This is a genomic window from Sphingomonas desiccabilis, assembly GCF_004135605.1.
GTDB classification, from domain to species: Bacteria; Pseudomonadota; Alphaproteobacteria; order Sphingomonadales; family Sphingomonadaceae; genus Sphingomonas; species Sphingomonas desiccabilis.
In genome coordinates this window covers 1,000,655-1,015,447 of record NZ_SDPT01000001.1, presented here as the reverse complement: position 1 = coordinate 1,015,447, position 14,793 = coordinate 1,000,655, and the positions used below count along the sequence as shown (strand labels likewise).

Genomic DNA, 14,793 nt, shown 5'->3' with positions numbered 1-14,793 from the left:
CGCGATCCTGCGCCGCCGCGCCTGGAGACGATGATGACCGCCGCCCCCGCCTCTCCTGCCAAGGCTCCGCCTAGCCTGTACGACCGCATCGGTGGGGCGGACGGCGTGCGGCTGGTCGTCGACCGCTTCTACGACCTGATGGAGCATGCGCCCGAATACGCCGAGCTCCGCGCGATGCACGACGCCGACCTGCTGCCGGTGCGGGTGTCGCTGACGCAGTTCCTTGCCGCTTGGCTGGGCGGCCCGAGGGACTGGTTCGTCGCGCGGCCCGGCGCCTGCATCATGTCGCTGCACCGGGAAATGCCGATCACGCGGGAGACCGCCCGGCAATGGGTGCACGCGATGAGCCGTGCGCTGGCCGAGAACCGGGTCGAGCCGGCGCTCGGCGCGCAGATGCAGCAGTCGTTCCTGCGCATGGCGCATGCGATGATGCTGCGGGGGGAGTGAGGGGCCAGCGAGGAAACCAGCGCCGTGCTCCTGCGCAGGCAGGAGCCCAGAGCCTCAGGCGAACGCGCCCGCGGCCCTGGACTTCTGCTTTCGCAGGAGTACGCTTTCCGCCCCGTGCGCAGCCGCTTCAGGCGGGCTTGCGGGTTTCCTCGACGCCCTCGTTCCAGCGCAGCGCCTTCAGCACCGTGTCGACGATCTGCGGAGCGTTCAGGCCCGCTTCGTCATACTGCTTCTCGGGCTTGTCCTGGTCCTGGAACACGTCGGGCAGGCGCATGGTGCGCAGCTTCAGCCCGGCGTCAATCAGCCCCTCGTCGCTCGCATAGGTGAGGACATGGGCGCCGAGGCCGCCGATCGCGCCCTCCTCCAGCGTCACCGCCACTTCATGGGTGGTGAGCAGTCGGCGGATCAGCGCCTCGTCCAGCGGCTTGGCGAAGCGAAGGTCGGCGACCGTGGTCGACAGGCCCTTGGCCTCCAGCTGCTCGGCGGCCTTGAGCGCCTCTTCCAGGCGCGTGCCGAGCGACAGGATCGCGACCTTCTTGCCCTCGCGCACCACGCGGCCCTTGCCGATCTCCAGTCGCTCGGGCGTGCTCGGCAGCGGCACGCCGACGCCGCTGCCGCGCGGGTAGCGCAGCGCGATCGGCCCGTCGTCGTACAGCGCGGCGGTATGGGTCATGTGGACCAGCTCCGCCTCGTCGGCGGCGGCCATGACCACCATGTTGGGGAGCGTCGCCAGATAGGTGACGTCGAAGCTTCCCGCGTGAGTCGCACCATCGGCACCGACCAGCCCGGCGCGGTCGATCGCGAAGCGGACCGGCAGGTTCTGGATTGCGACGTCGTGGACCACCTGGTCATAGGCGCGCTGGAGGAACGTCGAATAGATCGCGCAGAAGGGGCGCATCCCCTGCGCGGCGAGGCCGGCCGCAAAGGTGACCGCATGCTGCTCGGCGATGCCGACGTCGAAGGTGCGGGCCGGGAAGCGCGCCTGGAACTTGTCCAGGCCGGTGCCCGCCGGCATCGCGGCGGTGATCGCGCAGATGCGGTCGTCGCGCTCGCCCTCTGCCGTCAGCGCCTGGGCGAAGACATTGGTGTAGCTGGGCGGACCCGGCGGTGCCTTGGCCTGGGTGCCGGTGATGACGTCGAACTTCTGGACGCCGTGGTACTTGTCCGCCGACGCCTCGGCCGGGGCATAGCCCTTGCCCTTCTGCGTCACGACGTGGAGCAGGATCGGGCCCTCCTCCGCGTCGCGGATATTCTCGAGCACCGGGATGAGGTGGTCGAGATTATGGCCGTCGACCGGGCCGACGTAGTAGAAGCCGAGCTCCTCGAACAGCGTGCCGCCCATCGTCATGCCGCGGGCGAACTCGTCCGTCTTGCGCGCGGCCGAATGGAGCGGGCGCGGCAGGCGGCGGGCGACCTTCTTGAGCGTCTCGCGCAGGCCGAGGAAGCCGCGGCTGGAGACGATACGCGACAGATAGGCGGAGAGCCCGCCCACCGGCGGCGCGATCGACATGTCGTTGTCGTTGAGGATGACGACCAGCCGGTTGCCCGCCTGCTCGGCATTGTTCATCGCCTCATAGGCCATGCCCGCCGACATCGATCCGTCGCCGATCACCGCGATCGCCTTGCCGGGTCGCCCCGCGATCTTATTGGCGATGGCGAAGCCCAGCGCTGCCGAGATCGAGGTCGAGCTATGAGCGGCGCCGAACGGGTCGTACTCGCTCTCGCTGCGCTTGGTGAAGCCGGACAGCCCCCCGCCCTGGCGCAGCGTGCGGATGCGATCGCGGCGGCCGGTCAGGATCTTGTGCGGATAGCATTGATGCCCGACGTCCCAGATCAGCCGGTCGTCGGGCGTGTTGAACACATAGTGGATCGCCGTCGTCAGCTCGACCACGCCGAGGCCCGATCCGAGGTGCCCCCCCGTCGTACCGACCGCCGAAATGGTCTCCAGGCGCAGTTCGTCGGCAAGCTGGCGCAGCTGCGTGGGCTTCAGCGCCCGCAGATCCTGCGGCGTCCGGACCGTGTCGAGCAGCGGCGTGTTAGGAACGTCTACCATCGGCAGGGCTTAGCGCGGGCTGCGCGCAGTGTCGATTGCCCGAAACGGAAGGTCGGGCGCCTAGCGGCAGTCCGCGCACTTGCCGCGCACCTCGATCACCGGGCGCGTGGGCGAGAAGCCCGCGCCGCTCGCTGCCGAGCGCACGGTGCGGGTGATGCTGTCGTCATCGATGTGCGTGGTCTGACCGCAGCTGTCGCACACCAGGAAGATGCAGTCGTGCAGGCAGTCCGGATGCGCGTTGGCGACATAGGCGTTGGCGCTTTCGACCCGCCGCGCGAGGTTGGCGTTCACGAACAGGTCCAGGATGCGATAGACGCTGTTCGGGGCGACGCGGCGCCCCTCCGCCTGGGACACCGCATCGGCGATGTCATAGGCCGAGGCCGGCTTTTCGAACCCGGCGAGGACGGAGAAGATGCGCGCACGCATGGCCGTCCACTGCTCGCCGGAACGAACGAGCGTGGCTTCCGCGACGCGCGAAAGCGCCTCGCCCGAATGTTCATGATGGTCGTGCGCGTGCATGGCGATGAGATAAGCCTCCGCCGGGGCCGCGGCAAGCCGCCTCCCGAGTTGCCGATCAGGCGACCGCGCGGCGGTTCAGGTCGTGCCCCAGCGCCAGCAGGCCGACGCCGATGATCGTCCAAAAGGTCTCCCCGCCGCCGTGCGGCAGGTGGAGCGCGCCCATCATGACGCCGAGGCCGAGGCCGCCGATCGCCGCGGGCATCATATAGCCGTGCATCATCATGCCGCGACCGAGCGCCAGCGCGCCGAAGCCGATCGCGAGCGCCAGACCCACTTCGTGGAACAAAGGGTTCATCAGCGCGCCCGCGGCCGAGGCGAACAGCCCCAGGAACAGCGCGCTTGCCAGGCAGTGCACCACGCACAGGCCGGAAAGCCCGATCGCGAACCGATCGAGCACTCCGTCGCGCCGCAAGGGGATGCTGCTGGCCATGGCCGATGCAAATAGTCCTGCCCGACACACGTTACAACATCACATTTTCGATTTTTTCCGCGCGTGCGGGGCCCGGCCGCGGCATCGACGCGCCGGCCCGGGCAGCGTAGAGCAGGCGCATGGCACACAGCCCCTCGATCGCGCCCGACGTCGTGGCGCCCACCGCCCGCCCTTCCCGCCCCGCCGCGATCGCGACCTGGCTGCTCGCCGTCGCCGGGCTGATCGTCGTCATGGTGGTGGTGGGCGGCATCACCCGCCTGACCGAATCGGGATTGTCGATCACCGAATGGAAGCCGCTGACCGGCATCATCCCGCCCCTCAACGCCGAGCAGTGGCAGGCGGAGTTCGACAACTACAAGCGCATTCCCGAATATCAGCAGCTGAACCAGGGCATGACGCTGGCCGGATTCCAGGCGATCTTCTTCTGGGAATATCTCCACCGGCTGCTGGGGCGGCTGATCGGCGTCGCCTTTGCCCTGCCGCTGCTATGGTTCGCATGGAGGCGCGCGATCCCGCGCGGCTATGGATGGCGGCTGGTGGCACTGCTGGCGCTGGGCGGGCTGCAGGGCGCGATCGGCTGGTGGATGGTCGCCTCCGGCCTCGTCGAGCGGACCGACGTCAGCCACTTCCGCCTGGCGACTCACCTGCTGACCGCGCTCTTCATCCTGGCAGGACTGGTGTGGACCGCGCTCGACCTGCGCGACCTGGCGCGCGATCCGGGTGCGCGGCCGGCACGACTAACCGGCGTCGGGCTGCTCGTCGGGCTGGTGCTGTTCGTGCAGCTGGTGTTCGGCGCCTTCACCGCGGGGCTGAACGCCGGGCTGGTCACCAACGAGTGGCCGCTGATGAACGGCCGCTTCTTCCCCGAAGGCGTGCTGCAGCATCGCAGCCTGGGCGACGCGCTGCTGAACGACCCCTTCCTGATCCACTTCGTCCATCGCTGGTGGGCCTGGGTGACGGTGGCTGCGCTGGTGGTGCTGGCGCGGCTCGCCCGGCGCGCAGGCGACCGCCGCGCCTCCATCGCGATCCACAGCGCCTTCGGAATCCAGATCCTGCTCGGCATCGCGACCGTGATGACGAGCGTCAACATCCCCCTCGCCGCCCTCCACCAACTCGTCGGTGCGCTGCTGGTGGCGAGCGTCGCCTGGGGCGCGCACGCGATCGGCCGGCGTCCGCAGCGCGCATGAGCCGCATCGCGCTGCTCCAGGCGACCTTCGCCGACGCCGCCGAGGCGGAGCGCATCGGCCGGGCGGTGGTCCAGGAACGCCTCGCCGCCTGCGCGAACCTGCTCGCGCCCTGCACGTCGATCTATCGCTGGCAGGGGGCAGTCGAGACGGCGTCCGAAGTGCCGGCCCTGTTCAAGACGCGGCCGGAGCTGGTGGAAAGGCTCGCCGCCAGGATCGCGGCCCTGCACGGCTATGACCTGCCGGCGATCGAGTGGTGGAGCGCGGAGGCTTCCGCCGCGGTGGTCGACTGGATAGCGCGGGAGACGGCCGAGCTAGGCCCCCCGGTATCATAATACCCGTCAGCAAAGCCGCAGTTTGCTTGACTTTGCGCGCCCCCTCCCGCATTCGGCCCTTGTTCGCGCCGCTCCTGGAATCGGGGCGGCGTGTTGCATGGTGCAACGACCCAGCAAAGAGGTCTCAAGCCTATGAAGGCGCTGATGAAGACCACCAAGTCGGCCAAGCCGCACGAGGTGGAGAAGAAGTGGCATATCGTCGATGCCGAAGGCCTGGTGGTCGGTCGCGCGGCGACGATCATCGCCAATGTCCTGCGTGGCAAGCACAAGACGAGCTTCACCCCGCACGTCGATTGCGGCGACAACGTCGTCGTCATCAACGCGGACAAGGTGAAGTTCACCGGCCGCAAGCTGACGCAGAAGCTCTACTACAAGCACACCGGCTATGCTGGTGGTCTTAAGGAAGTGCGTGCGGACAAGATCCTCGAGGGTCGTTTCCCGGAGCGCATCCTGGAGAAGGCGGTCGAGCGCATGATCCCGCGCGGCCCGCTCGGCCGCCAGCAGATGCGCAACCTGCGCATCTACAAGGGCACCGAGCACCCGCACGAGGCCCAGAACCCCGAAGTCCTCGATATCGCGGGCATGAACCGCAAGAACAAGGTGGGCGCCTGATGTCTGACAATCGCCAGTCCCTTTCCGACCTGGCCAGCCTGACCCAGCAGGCCGCGGCCGCTCCGCAGCAGCAGGACGCCGCACCGGCGGCCGCAGCTCCGGCGCCGGACGCTGCCGCTCCCGAGGTGCCGGCCCAGCCGACCACGCCGCTGCGCGCGCAGGAGATCGACAAGTACGGTCGCGCCTACGCCACCGGCCGCCGCAAGGACGCGGTTGCTCGCGTCTGGCTGAAGCCGGGTTCGGGCAAGATCACGATCAATGGCCGTGACCAGGAAGTCTATTTCGCGCGTCCGACGCTGCGTCTCGTCATCAACCAGCCGTTCGGCGTTGCCGAGCGTGAAGGTCAGTATGACGTGATCTGCACCGTCAAGGGCGGCGGTCTGTCCGGCCAGGCCGGTGCGGTGAAGCACGGCATCAGCCAGGCGATCACCCGCTACGAGCCGGTGCTGCGCGCGCCGATCAAGGCCGCCGGGTTCCTGACCCGCGACAGCCGCGCCGTCGAGCGTAAGAAGTACGGCAAGGCGAAGGCCCGCCGCAGCTTCCAGTTCTCGAAGCGCTAAGCGACAGCTCATCGCATATCGAAGGGCGGCCCCCGTGCGGGGCCGCCCTTTTTATTTGCCCGGTCATGATCGGGTGGTAGCAGCGCCCCGGTAGTCGCGTGAAAGGACCCGTGTGCCGACCCTGACGATCCCGCACCTCCTCCGGCGCCTGGCCGTTCGGAGCCGCGCCGAATGACTTCGCGCGAGACGACGTCGTTCCTGCCGCTCGCCCATGCCGATGGCTGGCAGGACGAGCTCAACCGCACCCTTCTGGAGACGCTGAAGACGATTGGCTTCGCGCTGATCCAGTGGCCGTGGCTGCTGCGGAGCCTGTCGGGCGGATCGGATGCGGCCAAGACCGCGCTGCTCGCGGACCTCGAGCTCGCCCCCGACGCGCTGCCCAACCTGGGCAGCTGGAAGGCGGATACGGGCTATCTTTCGCTGATCGTCGACCACATCAAGGCGATGCACCCGCAAAGCGTCGTCGAGCTCGGCTCGGGCGCGTCGAGCCTGGTGACGGCAAAGGCCTTGCAGCTGCACGGCGGCGGCCGGCTCACCAGCCTGGACCAGCATGCGGACTTCGTGCGGGCGACGCTCGGCTGGCTCCACGATCATGGCGTGGACGCGGCGCTGCACGCGGTGCCACTGCGCCCAGCACCCAGGGACTGGCATGGCGTCTGGTACGACACCAGCCCCGTGCCGGACAGGATCGACCTGCTGCTGATCGACGGTCCGCCCTGGACCATCCACCCGTTCGTGCGCGGGGCGGCGGAGACGCTGTTCAAGCGGATGCCGGTCGGCGGCACCGTGCTGCTCGACGATGCCGCGCGTCCGGGCGAACGGGTGATCGCCGCGCGCTGGCGCCGGCGCTGGCCGAACTTCCGATTCGAACTGGTCAACCGCGGCACCAAGGGAACGCTGATCGGCACCCGCGTCTGGTGAGCGGCGCCTCCATGTGAGCGGGACCGACGTCGGCCGGATGCCGCCGCCTCAGCCCACCGGCTCGGCGGCGACCTGCGGCTCCGTGACCGTATAGTCCGCCTCGCCCATGCGCCGGGCGATCGTCTCGAACTTGCCGTCCTGGATGCGGATCTCGTTGAAGGAGGGCGGGTTGTCGCGGGTGCGCACCGACAGCGTTCCCGCGCCCACCAGCCGGATCGTGCGGCCGTTGACGACCTCCTCGACGTCGAAGGGGTCGTGGACGTGGCCGGAAAGCACCGCATCGACGCCGGCCGCCGCCAGCGCCTCCAGCGCCTCCCGCCCGTGGCGGGTCTTGCCGGTCGAGCGGGTGCCGGCCTCGATCAGCGGGTGGTGCGCTGCCACGAACACTAGGTCGCCCTTGGGCACGGCATCGAGCAGCCCGAGCGACGTCTGCAGCGCCTTCTTCCCGACGAACCCCTTCGACCAGTTGAACCGCATCTGAAACCGGGCGGTGGTCTTGAGCGGCACCACCGTGATGCCCCGGATGTCGAGCGGCTGCTCGATGACGCGTTCGAGCTGCTTGTAGCGGTGGTAGGGCATCAGGAAGCGCGCGAAGGGGTTGAAGTATGGCAGGTCGTGGTTGCCGACCTCGACCGTGGTCGGCCGCTGCAGCCCTTCGAGCCACGCCGAGGCCTGCTCGAACTCGCGGGAGCGCGCGCGCATCGTCAGGTCGCCGGTCATGATGATCGCGTCCGGCTTTTCCGCCTTCACCGCGCGATCGAACCAGGCGACGGCGGCCCGGTCCTCCGCGCCGAAATGGACGTCGCTGACGTGAAACAGCCGGATCATGCCTTCTCCTCCGCTGGGGTGGGGCGCGCCGCCCCTGCCCCCAACGAACGCACGAGAAGGCAGATGGGTCAGCGAGGCGCCGAGCCCGAGCCGCTCCACATCTTTTCACCGCCGACCCAGGTCTCCAGCACACGGGTCTCGCGCAGCGCCTCGGGCGTCGCTTCGCTCGGATCGCGATCGACGATCACGAAGTCGGCGCGCATGCCCGGCGCCAGCGTGCCGAAACGCTTTTCGGCAAAGCCCGCATAGGCCGCATCGCTGGTGAAGCCGCGCCACGCCTCCAGCCGGCTGACCGCTTCCTGCGGCTGCCAGCCACCGGGCGGCTGGCCCTGCGGATCCTGGCGCGTGAAGGCGGCCGCCCAGCCGACGAAGGGGTTCGGGTTCTCCACGGGATAGTCGGAGCCGAAGGCGATATGGCCGCTCTGCTTGAGCAGGCTTGCCCAGGCGTAGGCGCCGGCGAGCCGGTCCGGACCCAGGCGCGCCTCGACCATCAGGCGGTCCGACGTCTGGTGCACCGGCTGCATGGACGGGATGATGCCGTTCCGGCCGAAGCGCGGCAGGTCGACGGGGTCGACGATCTGCGCATGCTCGATGCGCCAGCGGCGATCGTCCTTGTAGGTCGAGGCGATCTCCTCGATCGCGTCGAGCGCCTGAGTGTTGGCGCGATCCCCGATCGCGTGGATCGCGATCTGGAAGCCGTCCATCGCGCCGCGGCTCATCAGGTTGAGCAGCTGGTCGTCGGCAAGGAAGCCGAGGCCGGTTTCCTTGGCGGCATCGGCATAGGGCCGCTTGAGCCAGGCACCGCGCGAGCCGAGCGCGCCATCGGCATAGAGCTTGATGCCGCCCATGCGCAGCTTGTCCGCATAGAGCCAGGGCGTCGGTGCGTTGCCGCCGACCTGAAGCGCCACGTCGACACCGGCCGAATAGCTCATGATGCGCACGCGCAGCTGGCCGATGTCGCCCATGCGGCGGAAGGTCAGCCAGTCGTCAAGCGTGGTGCCCATGTCCGCGGTCGCGGTGAACCCGTTCGACAGCAGCAGTTCCTGCGCCTTCAGGAACGCGGCGTTGCGCTCGCGCGGCGAGGCTTTCGGCACATGGCGGTCGACCAGCGACACCGCCGCGTCGACAAGGACGCCGCTCGGCTGGCCGTTCGGCAGCTTCTCAATGCGGCCGCCGGCCGGGGCCACGGTCTTCGCGGTGATGCCCGCCGCCTTCAGCGCGGCCGAGTTGACCCAGACCGCGTGGCCGTCCGCGCGTGCGAGCACCACCGGCTTGTCGCGATAGGCCACGTCGAGGTCGGCGGCGGTCGGGAAGCCCTGGCCCCAGACTTCCTGGTTCCAGCCACCCCCGACGATCCAGGGACGGTTGCCGTTGGCCTGCGCGTAATGGGCGATCGCGGCCTGCGCCTCCGCCAGCGAGCGCGTCTTCGACAGGTCGAGCTGGAGCGCGCGGAAGCCCAGTTCCATGAAGTGGCCATGCGCGTCGATCATGCCGGGGATCAGCACGCGCCCCTTCATGTCGGTGCGCCAGTCGAGCTTGTCCGGGCGCTTGTCCCCCTTCTTGAGCAGCTTGGTGACCTTGCCATCCGGCCCGATCAGCACACCGGCGAAGCGCACGACGTTGCCGCGCGCGTCGAGGGCGACACCGTCGACGTTGTCGACCAGCGCGTCCGCATGGGCCGGTGCGGTGGCGAGCAGGGAGGCGAGGAGCGCGGCGGTCCAGCATTTGGCGGAGTGGCTCACTTGGCGAGCCTCCGCACCAGTGCGCTCGTGTCCTGGCGGCCGCCGCCCATCTTCTGCACCTCGCCGTACCATTGATCGACCAGCGCCGAGACCGGCAGGCTCGCGCCGTTGCTGCGCGCTTCATCGAGCGCGAGGCCCAGGTCCTTGCGCATCCAATCGATGGCGAAGCCGAAGTCGAACTGGTCCTCCGCCATGGTCCCCCAGCGGTTGACCATCTGCCAGCTCTGCGCCGCGCCGCCGGAGATGGCGTCGAACACCTTCGCGAGATCGAGATCGGACGCCTGGGCAAAGCGCAGCGCTTCGCTCAAGCCGCCCAGCACGCCCGCGATGCAGATCTGGTTGACCATCTTGGTCGTCTGCCCCGCACCCGCCGCGCCGACATGGACGATGCGCGCGGCATAGCGCTGAAAGATCGGTTCCGCCGCGGCCATCGCCTCGGGCGAGCCGCCGCACATGATCGACAGCGCCCCCTTCTCCGCGCCGGCCTGGCCGCCGGACACGGGCGCGTCGAGCACCAGCAGTCCGCGTGCCTCCCCCTCGCCCGCCAAGCGGCGCGCGATCGCGGCGGAGACCGTGGTGTGATCGGCAAACAGCGCGCCGGGGCGCATCGCGGCAAAGACGCCATCGGTCCCGAGCGTTACCTGCTCCAGGTCCGCATCGTTGCCGACGCAGGCGAGCACCGCGTCCGCGCCCTCGGCCGCCTCGGCGGGGGAGCCCGCGACCCTGCCGCCATGCTGCTCCGCCCACGCGTCCGCCTTGGCGCGGGTGCGATTGTAGACGGTGACCTCGTGCCCGGCGCGCACCAGGTGCCCCGCCATCGGGGCGCCCATCACGCCCATGCCGATGAATGCGATCTTCATGGCCGCCGCATAGGGATTTGCGCGGCCGGGCGCCAGCGGTGCCGCAGCTATTCGCGGCCTTCGGCAACCTGTTTCAGATTGCGACGCCGTTTTGATGGTAAACGACTTTGCATATGGCGGCGGGCCGTTCCATAATCCCGCTTCAGGACAAGTCCGCGGAACGGCGGTGGAAGGGTCGAGAGGTGACAGCTCCGTTTCGGTTTCCGCGTTTCTTCGTCACCAGCCCCTCTCCCTGCCCCTATCTGCCCGATCGGCAGGAGCGGAAGGTCTTCACCGAGCTGACCGGCCCCCATGCGGGCGAACTCAACGATGCGCTCGGCCGCATCGGTTTTCGCCGCAGCCAGTCGGTCGCCTATCGGCCCAGCTGCGGCAGCTGCACCGCCTGCGTCTCGGTGCGGGTGGTCGCGGGCGAGTTCCAGCTGAACGCGACCCAGCGCAAGCTTCGGCGGCGCTACAGCGACCTGGTGGTCACCGCCTGCCGCCCCTGGGCCACCGACGAGCAGTTCCAGCTGCTGCGAAGCTATCTCTCCGCGCGGCATCCGGGCGGCGGCATGACGATGATGGACGAAAGCGACTATGCCGACATGGTCGAGCAGACGCCCGTCAACTCGCACATCATCGAATATCGTGAGCCGAGCGTCGACGGGCGCCCGGGAGCGCTGGTGGGCGCCTGCATCACCGACCAGCACGCGGACGGGCTGTCGATGATCTACAGCTTCTTCCGCACCGACGATCCGTTGCGCCCGGGGCTGGGCACCTACATCATCCTGGACCACATCCTGCGCGCGCGGGCGACGGGCCTTCCGTACGTCTATCTCGGCTATTGGGTTAAGGGGTCGGCGCGGATGGCGTACAAGACCCGCTACCGCCCGATCGAGGCGTTGGGGCCGGCCGGCTGGACCCGGCTGAAGGAAATGGAAACCGTGTCCGCGAGGCCGGTGGAAGCGGTCGTCCTCGCCTGACTTTTCCGAGTTGCGGGGCGGCGTCCCGGCTCAGCGCTCGCGGCCGAGCAGGCCGACCGCCACGTCCACGTCGAGCTCCTCGTCGCCATGGCCGATGCGCGTGCCGGAGATCGGCGCCGCGCCGGCGCTGTCGAGGGCGGCGGCGACCCGGACATAGTCCAGGCCGGGAGCTCCGCCGACGGTAGGATCGAGCATCTGCCACCCCTGTCCGTCCAGGTATACCTCCGCCCAGCCGTGCGGCGCCGGACGCTCGCGCCGCGCGCAGCCGCCGAGGCTGTAGCCCGAGACATAGCGCGCCGGCAGGCCGATCACGCGGACGCAGGCGACCAGCATCTGGGCCAGATCGCGCGGGCTTGCGCGCTCCCCGGCAAAGGCTTCCGCCGCCGGCAGCACGCCATCGCCGCGGCGGCGTTCGATGGTGAAGCGCCCGTGCAGTGCTTCGACGATTCGCGCCGTGCGCACCTGGTCGTCCCCGCTACCCGCAGCCTCCTGCGCGAAGGCCGTCATGGCCGCATCCGCCGCGGACAGGGGCGTCGTGCGGAGATAGAAGGCCGGCGGCAGCGGCTCGTCCGCACCTTCGAGGCGGCGGGGGTTATCGCTCAGCAGCACTTCACCCGAGATGGTGATGCCGATCGTTTCCAGCGGACCCTCGGCATAGAGCATGCGCGTGAGGTTGCCGTAGCCGTCGCGGCTCTCGCGCAGCCGAGCATCGCAGTCCACGTCGATCCGCCAGGCGACCACCGTCTGGTTGTCGGTGTCGTCCGGAAACATGCGGAGCAACTGCACCACGCGCGCCTGGGGCTCGGTGAAGCGGTAGCGGCTGTGGTGTTCGACCTCGATACGCATCAGATGAACCGGAACTGGCGGGCGATTGCGGCGTCGAGCATCGCGTTCTCCCGGATGAAGGCATTCAGATACTCGTGGAGACCGCTGACGATGACCTCGTCCGCGCGCGTCTTCTGCATGCGCGCCAGCCGCGTACGGGCCATCCGGTCGGCCTCGCCCTGCAAGCCGGCGCGCTTGCCGAGCAGGTTGAGCATCTCCACGGTCTCGGCCACGCAGGCGGCGAGGCTGCGCGGGACTTCGCCGCGCGACAGCAGCAGCTCGATCACGAGACTGGGCCGCAGCCCCTCGTTGTACAGCCAGCGATAGGCGGTGACGGCCGAGACGGTCTGGAGGATGGTGGTCCACTGATCGCGATCGACCACGCCGCCGACCTTTTCGCCCTCCGGCAGCAGCAGGTGGTATTTCACATCGATCAGCCGCGCGGTGTTGTCGGCCCGCTCGATCGCGGCGCCCAGCTGGATGAACCAGGTCGCCTCGTTCTTCATCATGCGATGGACGGCGCCTTCGAACCCGCGCGTCTCGGCCTTGATCCCTTCGACAAGGCCCAGCACCTCGGCCGGTTCGTCTCCGGCGGTCGGCGTGTTGAACTGCAACCAGGCGCGGTTGATCGCCGAAAACGCGTCGCGGGTGAGCGCGGTGCGCACCGCCTTGGCATTGTTGCGCGCCACATCCAGGCACCAGAGGATCGAACCCGGGTGGCTGCGGTCGCAGGTAAGGAAGCGGGCGACATCCGCCTGCGTCACCGATAGGCCGGTCTCGGCGAACGCATCCTCCGTATAGGTGACGCTGAGCGCGCTCGCCCAGGCCGCATCGCCCGCCGGGCGGGCCGAGAGCGCGTCGAGGCGCACCGTCGCCTCCACCAGCCGGGCGATGAAGTCGGCCCGCTCGACATAGCGGCCGAGCCAGTAGAGCGACGCCGCGGTGCGGGAGAGCATCGCCATCGGGTCAGCCCTCGCCCTGAGTCTGGGGCATGCCGCCCTGGCTCTGCTGTTGCTTGCTTCCAGCGGGTGCGGGCGTGTCGGGAAGCAGCACGAAGCTGTCCTTGGTGCCGCCGCCCTGGCTGGAGTTCACCACCAGCGACCCTTCTCGGAGCGCCACGCGGGTGAGGCCGCCGGGGACTACCTTCACGCCCCCACTTCCGGTGAGGACAAAGGGGCGGAAGTCGACATGGCGGGGGCTCAGCCCCTTGTCGGTCATGGTCGGCACGGTGGAAAGCGCGAGCGTCGGCTGCGCGATGTAGCGGTGCGGCTCTGCGACCAGCGCAGCGCGGAACGCCTCGATCTCGGCACGGCTGGCCGTGGGCCCGACCAGCATGCCGTATCCGCCCGAGCCGTCGACCAGCTTCACCACCAGCTGATCGAGGTTGTCGAGCACGTACTTCAGCGCCTGCGGCTCACGGCAGCGCCAGGTCTCGACGTTCGGGAGCAGCGGCTCGCCGCCCGAATAGAAGCGCACGATCTCCGGCATGTAGCTGTAGATCGCCTTGTCGTCGGCGATGCCGTTGCCGGGCGCGTTGATGAGGGTGACGTTGCCCGCGCGATAGGCGGCCATGATGCCCGGCACCCCCAGCATCGAATCCGGACGGAACACCAGCGGGTCGAGGAAGTCGTCGTCGATCCGCCGGTAGATCACGTCCACCTTCACTCGGCCGGCGATCGTCTGCATGTAGACCACGTCGTCGTCGACCAGCAGGTCGGCGGCCTCGACGAGTTCAATGCCCATCGAATCCGCCAGGAAGCTGTGCTCGTAATAGGCGGAGTTGAAGTGGCCGGGCGTGAGCACGACGCAGACCGGATTGCGCACGCAGCCGTTCGGGCTGACGGAGCGCATCGTCTCCAGCAGCAGGTCCGGATAGCTATCGACCGGCGCGATGCGCATTTGGCGGAACAGCTCCGGACACAGCCGGATCATCGCCTCGCGATTCTCCAGCATGTAGGAGACGCCGGAGGGGGTGCGGGCATTGTCCTCCAGCACCCAGAACTCGTCCGGCCCGGTGCGCACCAGATCAATGCCGCAGATGTGCGCCCACACGTCGTGGGGCGGGCGGATGCCGACGACCTCCGAGCGGAACTGGGGATTGCCCCAGATCAGCTCGGGCGGAAGGATGTTCTCCTTCAGGATGCGGCGTTCGCCATAGATGTCGTTCAGGAAGGCGTTGATCGCCTCCACTCGCTGGATCAGCCCGCGGGAAAGCCGCTCCCACTCGTCCGCCAGGAACGCGCGCGGCACGACGTCGAACGGGATGATGCGCTCCGCCGCTTCGGTCTCGCCATAGACGGCGAAGGTGATGCCCAGCTGGCGAAAGGTCGCCTCTGCCGATTGCAGCCTGCGGCCGAGCTCACGCTCCGGCGTTTCCCGCATCCAGCGCGCGAGCGCCTCCAGCTCTGGCCCCGATGCCTGTGGTCCGCCATGGCCCCAAATTTCGTCGAACGCCGCCCTCTTCATCAACTAAGCTGAAGCCTCCGCAAGCAACATAGTTCCATGCTGGGACAGC

At 68.9% G+C, this 14,793-nt stretch carries 16 protein-coding genes; 7 read left to right on the top strand and 9 right to left on the bottom strand.

The genetic code is table 11. The features are described 5' to 3' along the window. Positions 1 to 33 precede the first annotated feature (33 nt). Positions 34 to 447: a group II truncated hemoglobin gene (locus EO081_RS04875; RefSeq protein ID WP_129340767.1), complete on the top strand. Its 414-nt coding sequence runs from the start codon at positions 34 to 36 to the stop codon at positions 445 to 447. A 127-nt stretch (positions 448 to 574) separates the two neighbouring features. Here EO081_RS04875 and dxs read toward each other — a convergent pair whose 3' ends face one another. The 3 genes from dxs to EO081_RS04860 are packed head-to-tail and all read right to left on the bottom strand — an operon-like array spanning position 575 to position 3,449. Beyond that, on the bottom strand, positions 575 to 2,500 hold the full coding sequence (gene dxs / locus EO081_RS04870; protein ID WP_129340766.1) for a 1-deoxy-D-xylulose-5-phosphate synthase: 1,926 nt from the start codon (positions 2,498 to 2,500) through the stop codon (positions 575 to 577). Between the two features lie 60 nt (positions 2,501 to 2,560). Continuing rightward, on the bottom strand, positions 2,561 to 3,019 hold the full coding sequence (locus EO081_RS04865; RefSeq protein WP_129340765.1) for a Fur family transcriptional regulator: 459 nt from the start codon (positions 3,017 to 3,019) through the stop codon (positions 2,561 to 2,563). 55 nt (positions 3,020 to 3,074) lie between these two features. Then, a complete protein-coding gene (locus EO081_RS04860) occupies positions 3,075 to 3,449 on the bottom strand; it encodes a MerC domain-containing protein (RefSeq protein ID WP_129340764.1) in 375 nt (124 codons plus the stop codon). 119 nt (positions 3,450 to 3,568) lie between these two features. On the opposite strand from EO081_RS04860, the gene EO081_RS04855 reads away from it, so the two are divergent. The 5 genes from EO081_RS04855 to EO081_RS04835 all read left to right on the top strand — a co-directional run bounded on the left by EO081_RS04855 (position 3,569) and on the right by EO081_RS04835 (position 7,061). Next, a complete protein-coding gene (locus tag EO081_RS04855; RefSeq protein ID WP_129340763.1) occupies positions 3,569 to 4,636 on the top strand; it encodes a COX15/CtaA family protein in 1,068 nt (355 codons plus the stop codon). Further along, a complete protein-coding gene (gene cutA / locus EO081_RS04850) occupies positions 4,633 to 4,968 on the top strand; it encodes a divalent-cation tolerance protein CutA (RefSeq protein ID WP_129340762.1) in 336 nt (111 codons plus the stop codon). Before EO081_RS04855 ends, cutA begins: the two co-directional genes overlap by 4 nt. A 132-nt stretch (positions 4,969 to 5,100) precedes the next feature. After that, on the top strand, positions 5,101 to 5,580 hold the full coding sequence (gene rplM / locus EO081_RS04845) for a 50S ribosomal protein L13 (protein ID WP_129340761.1): 480 nt from the start codon (positions 5,101 to 5,103) through the stop codon (positions 5,578 to 5,580). Beyond that, positions 5,580 to 6,140: a 30S ribosomal protein S9 gene (gene rpsI / locus EO081_RS04840; RefSeq protein WP_129340760.1), complete on the top strand. Its 561-nt coding sequence runs from the start codon at positions 5,580 to 5,582 to the stop codon at positions 6,138 to 6,140. Before rplM ends, rpsI begins: the two co-directional genes overlap by 1 nt. Before the next feature lie 171 nt (positions 6,141 to 6,311). Beyond that, complete coding sequence (locus EO081_RS04835; RefSeq protein ID WP_129340759.1) at positions 6,312 to 7,061, top strand: class I SAM-dependent methyltransferase; 750 nt, start codon at positions 6,312 to 6,314, stop codon at positions 7,059 to 7,061. Between the two features lie 48 nt (positions 7,062 to 7,109). Here EO081_RS04835 and EO081_RS04830 read toward each other — a convergent pair whose 3' ends face one another. The 3 genes from EO081_RS04830 to EO081_RS04820 all read right to left on the bottom strand — a co-directional run bounded on the left by EO081_RS04830 (position 7,110) and on the right by EO081_RS04820 (position 10,491). Continuing rightward, a complete protein-coding gene (locus EO081_RS04830) occupies positions 7,110 to 7,889 on the bottom strand; it encodes a metallophosphoesterase family protein (protein WP_129340758.1) in 780 nt (259 codons plus the stop codon). A gap of 68 nt (positions 7,890 to 7,957) precedes the next feature. After that, a complete protein-coding gene (locus EO081_RS04825) occupies positions 7,958 to 9,631 on the bottom strand; it encodes an amidohydrolase (protein ID WP_240697536.1) in 1,674 nt (557 codons plus the stop codon). Next, positions 9,628 to 10,491 (bottom strand): NAD(P)-dependent oxidoreductase, encoded by an 864-nt coding sequence (locus tag EO081_RS04820; protein WP_129340756.1) that lies wholly within the window; start codon positions 10,489 to 10,491, stop codon positions 9,628 to 9,630. The genes EO081_RS04825 and EO081_RS04820 overlap by 4 nt, the downstream gene beginning before the upstream one ends. A 182-nt stretch (positions 10,492 to 10,673) precedes the next feature. Here EO081_RS04820 and EO081_RS04815 point away from each other — a divergent pair, with 182 nt between their 5' ends. Then, positions 10,674 to 11,453, top strand: coding sequence for an arginyltransferase (locus EO081_RS04815; RefSeq protein WP_129340755.1), 780 nt, complete (start codon positions 10,674 to 10,676; stop codon positions 11,451 to 11,453). A 30-nt stretch (positions 11,454 to 11,483) separates the two neighbouring features. Here EO081_RS04815 and EO081_RS04810 read toward each other — a convergent pair whose 3' ends face one another. The 3 genes from EO081_RS04810 to EO081_RS04800 are packed head-to-tail and all read right to left on the bottom strand — an operon-like array spanning position 11,484 to position 14,744. Then, on the bottom strand, positions 11,484 to 12,299 hold the full coding sequence (locus EO081_RS04810; RefSeq protein ID WP_129340754.1) for a transglutaminase family protein: 816 nt from the start codon (positions 12,297 to 12,299) through the stop codon (positions 11,484 to 11,486). Beyond that, positions 12,299 to 13,234, bottom strand: a complete 936-nt coding sequence (locus tag EO081_RS04805) for an alpha-E domain-containing protein (protein WP_183947879.1) — start codon at positions 13,232 to 13,234, stop codon at positions 12,299 to 12,301. Before EO081_RS04805 ends, EO081_RS04810 begins: the two co-directional genes overlap by 1 nt. 10 nt (positions 13,235 to 13,244) lie before the next feature. After that, positions 13,245 to 14,744: a circularly permuted type 2 ATP-grasp protein gene (locus EO081_RS04800; protein WP_129340752.1), complete on the bottom strand. Its 1,500-nt coding sequence runs from the start codon at positions 14,742 to 14,744 to the stop codon at positions 13,245 to 13,247. Positions 14,745 to 14,793 lie beyond the last annotated feature (49 nt).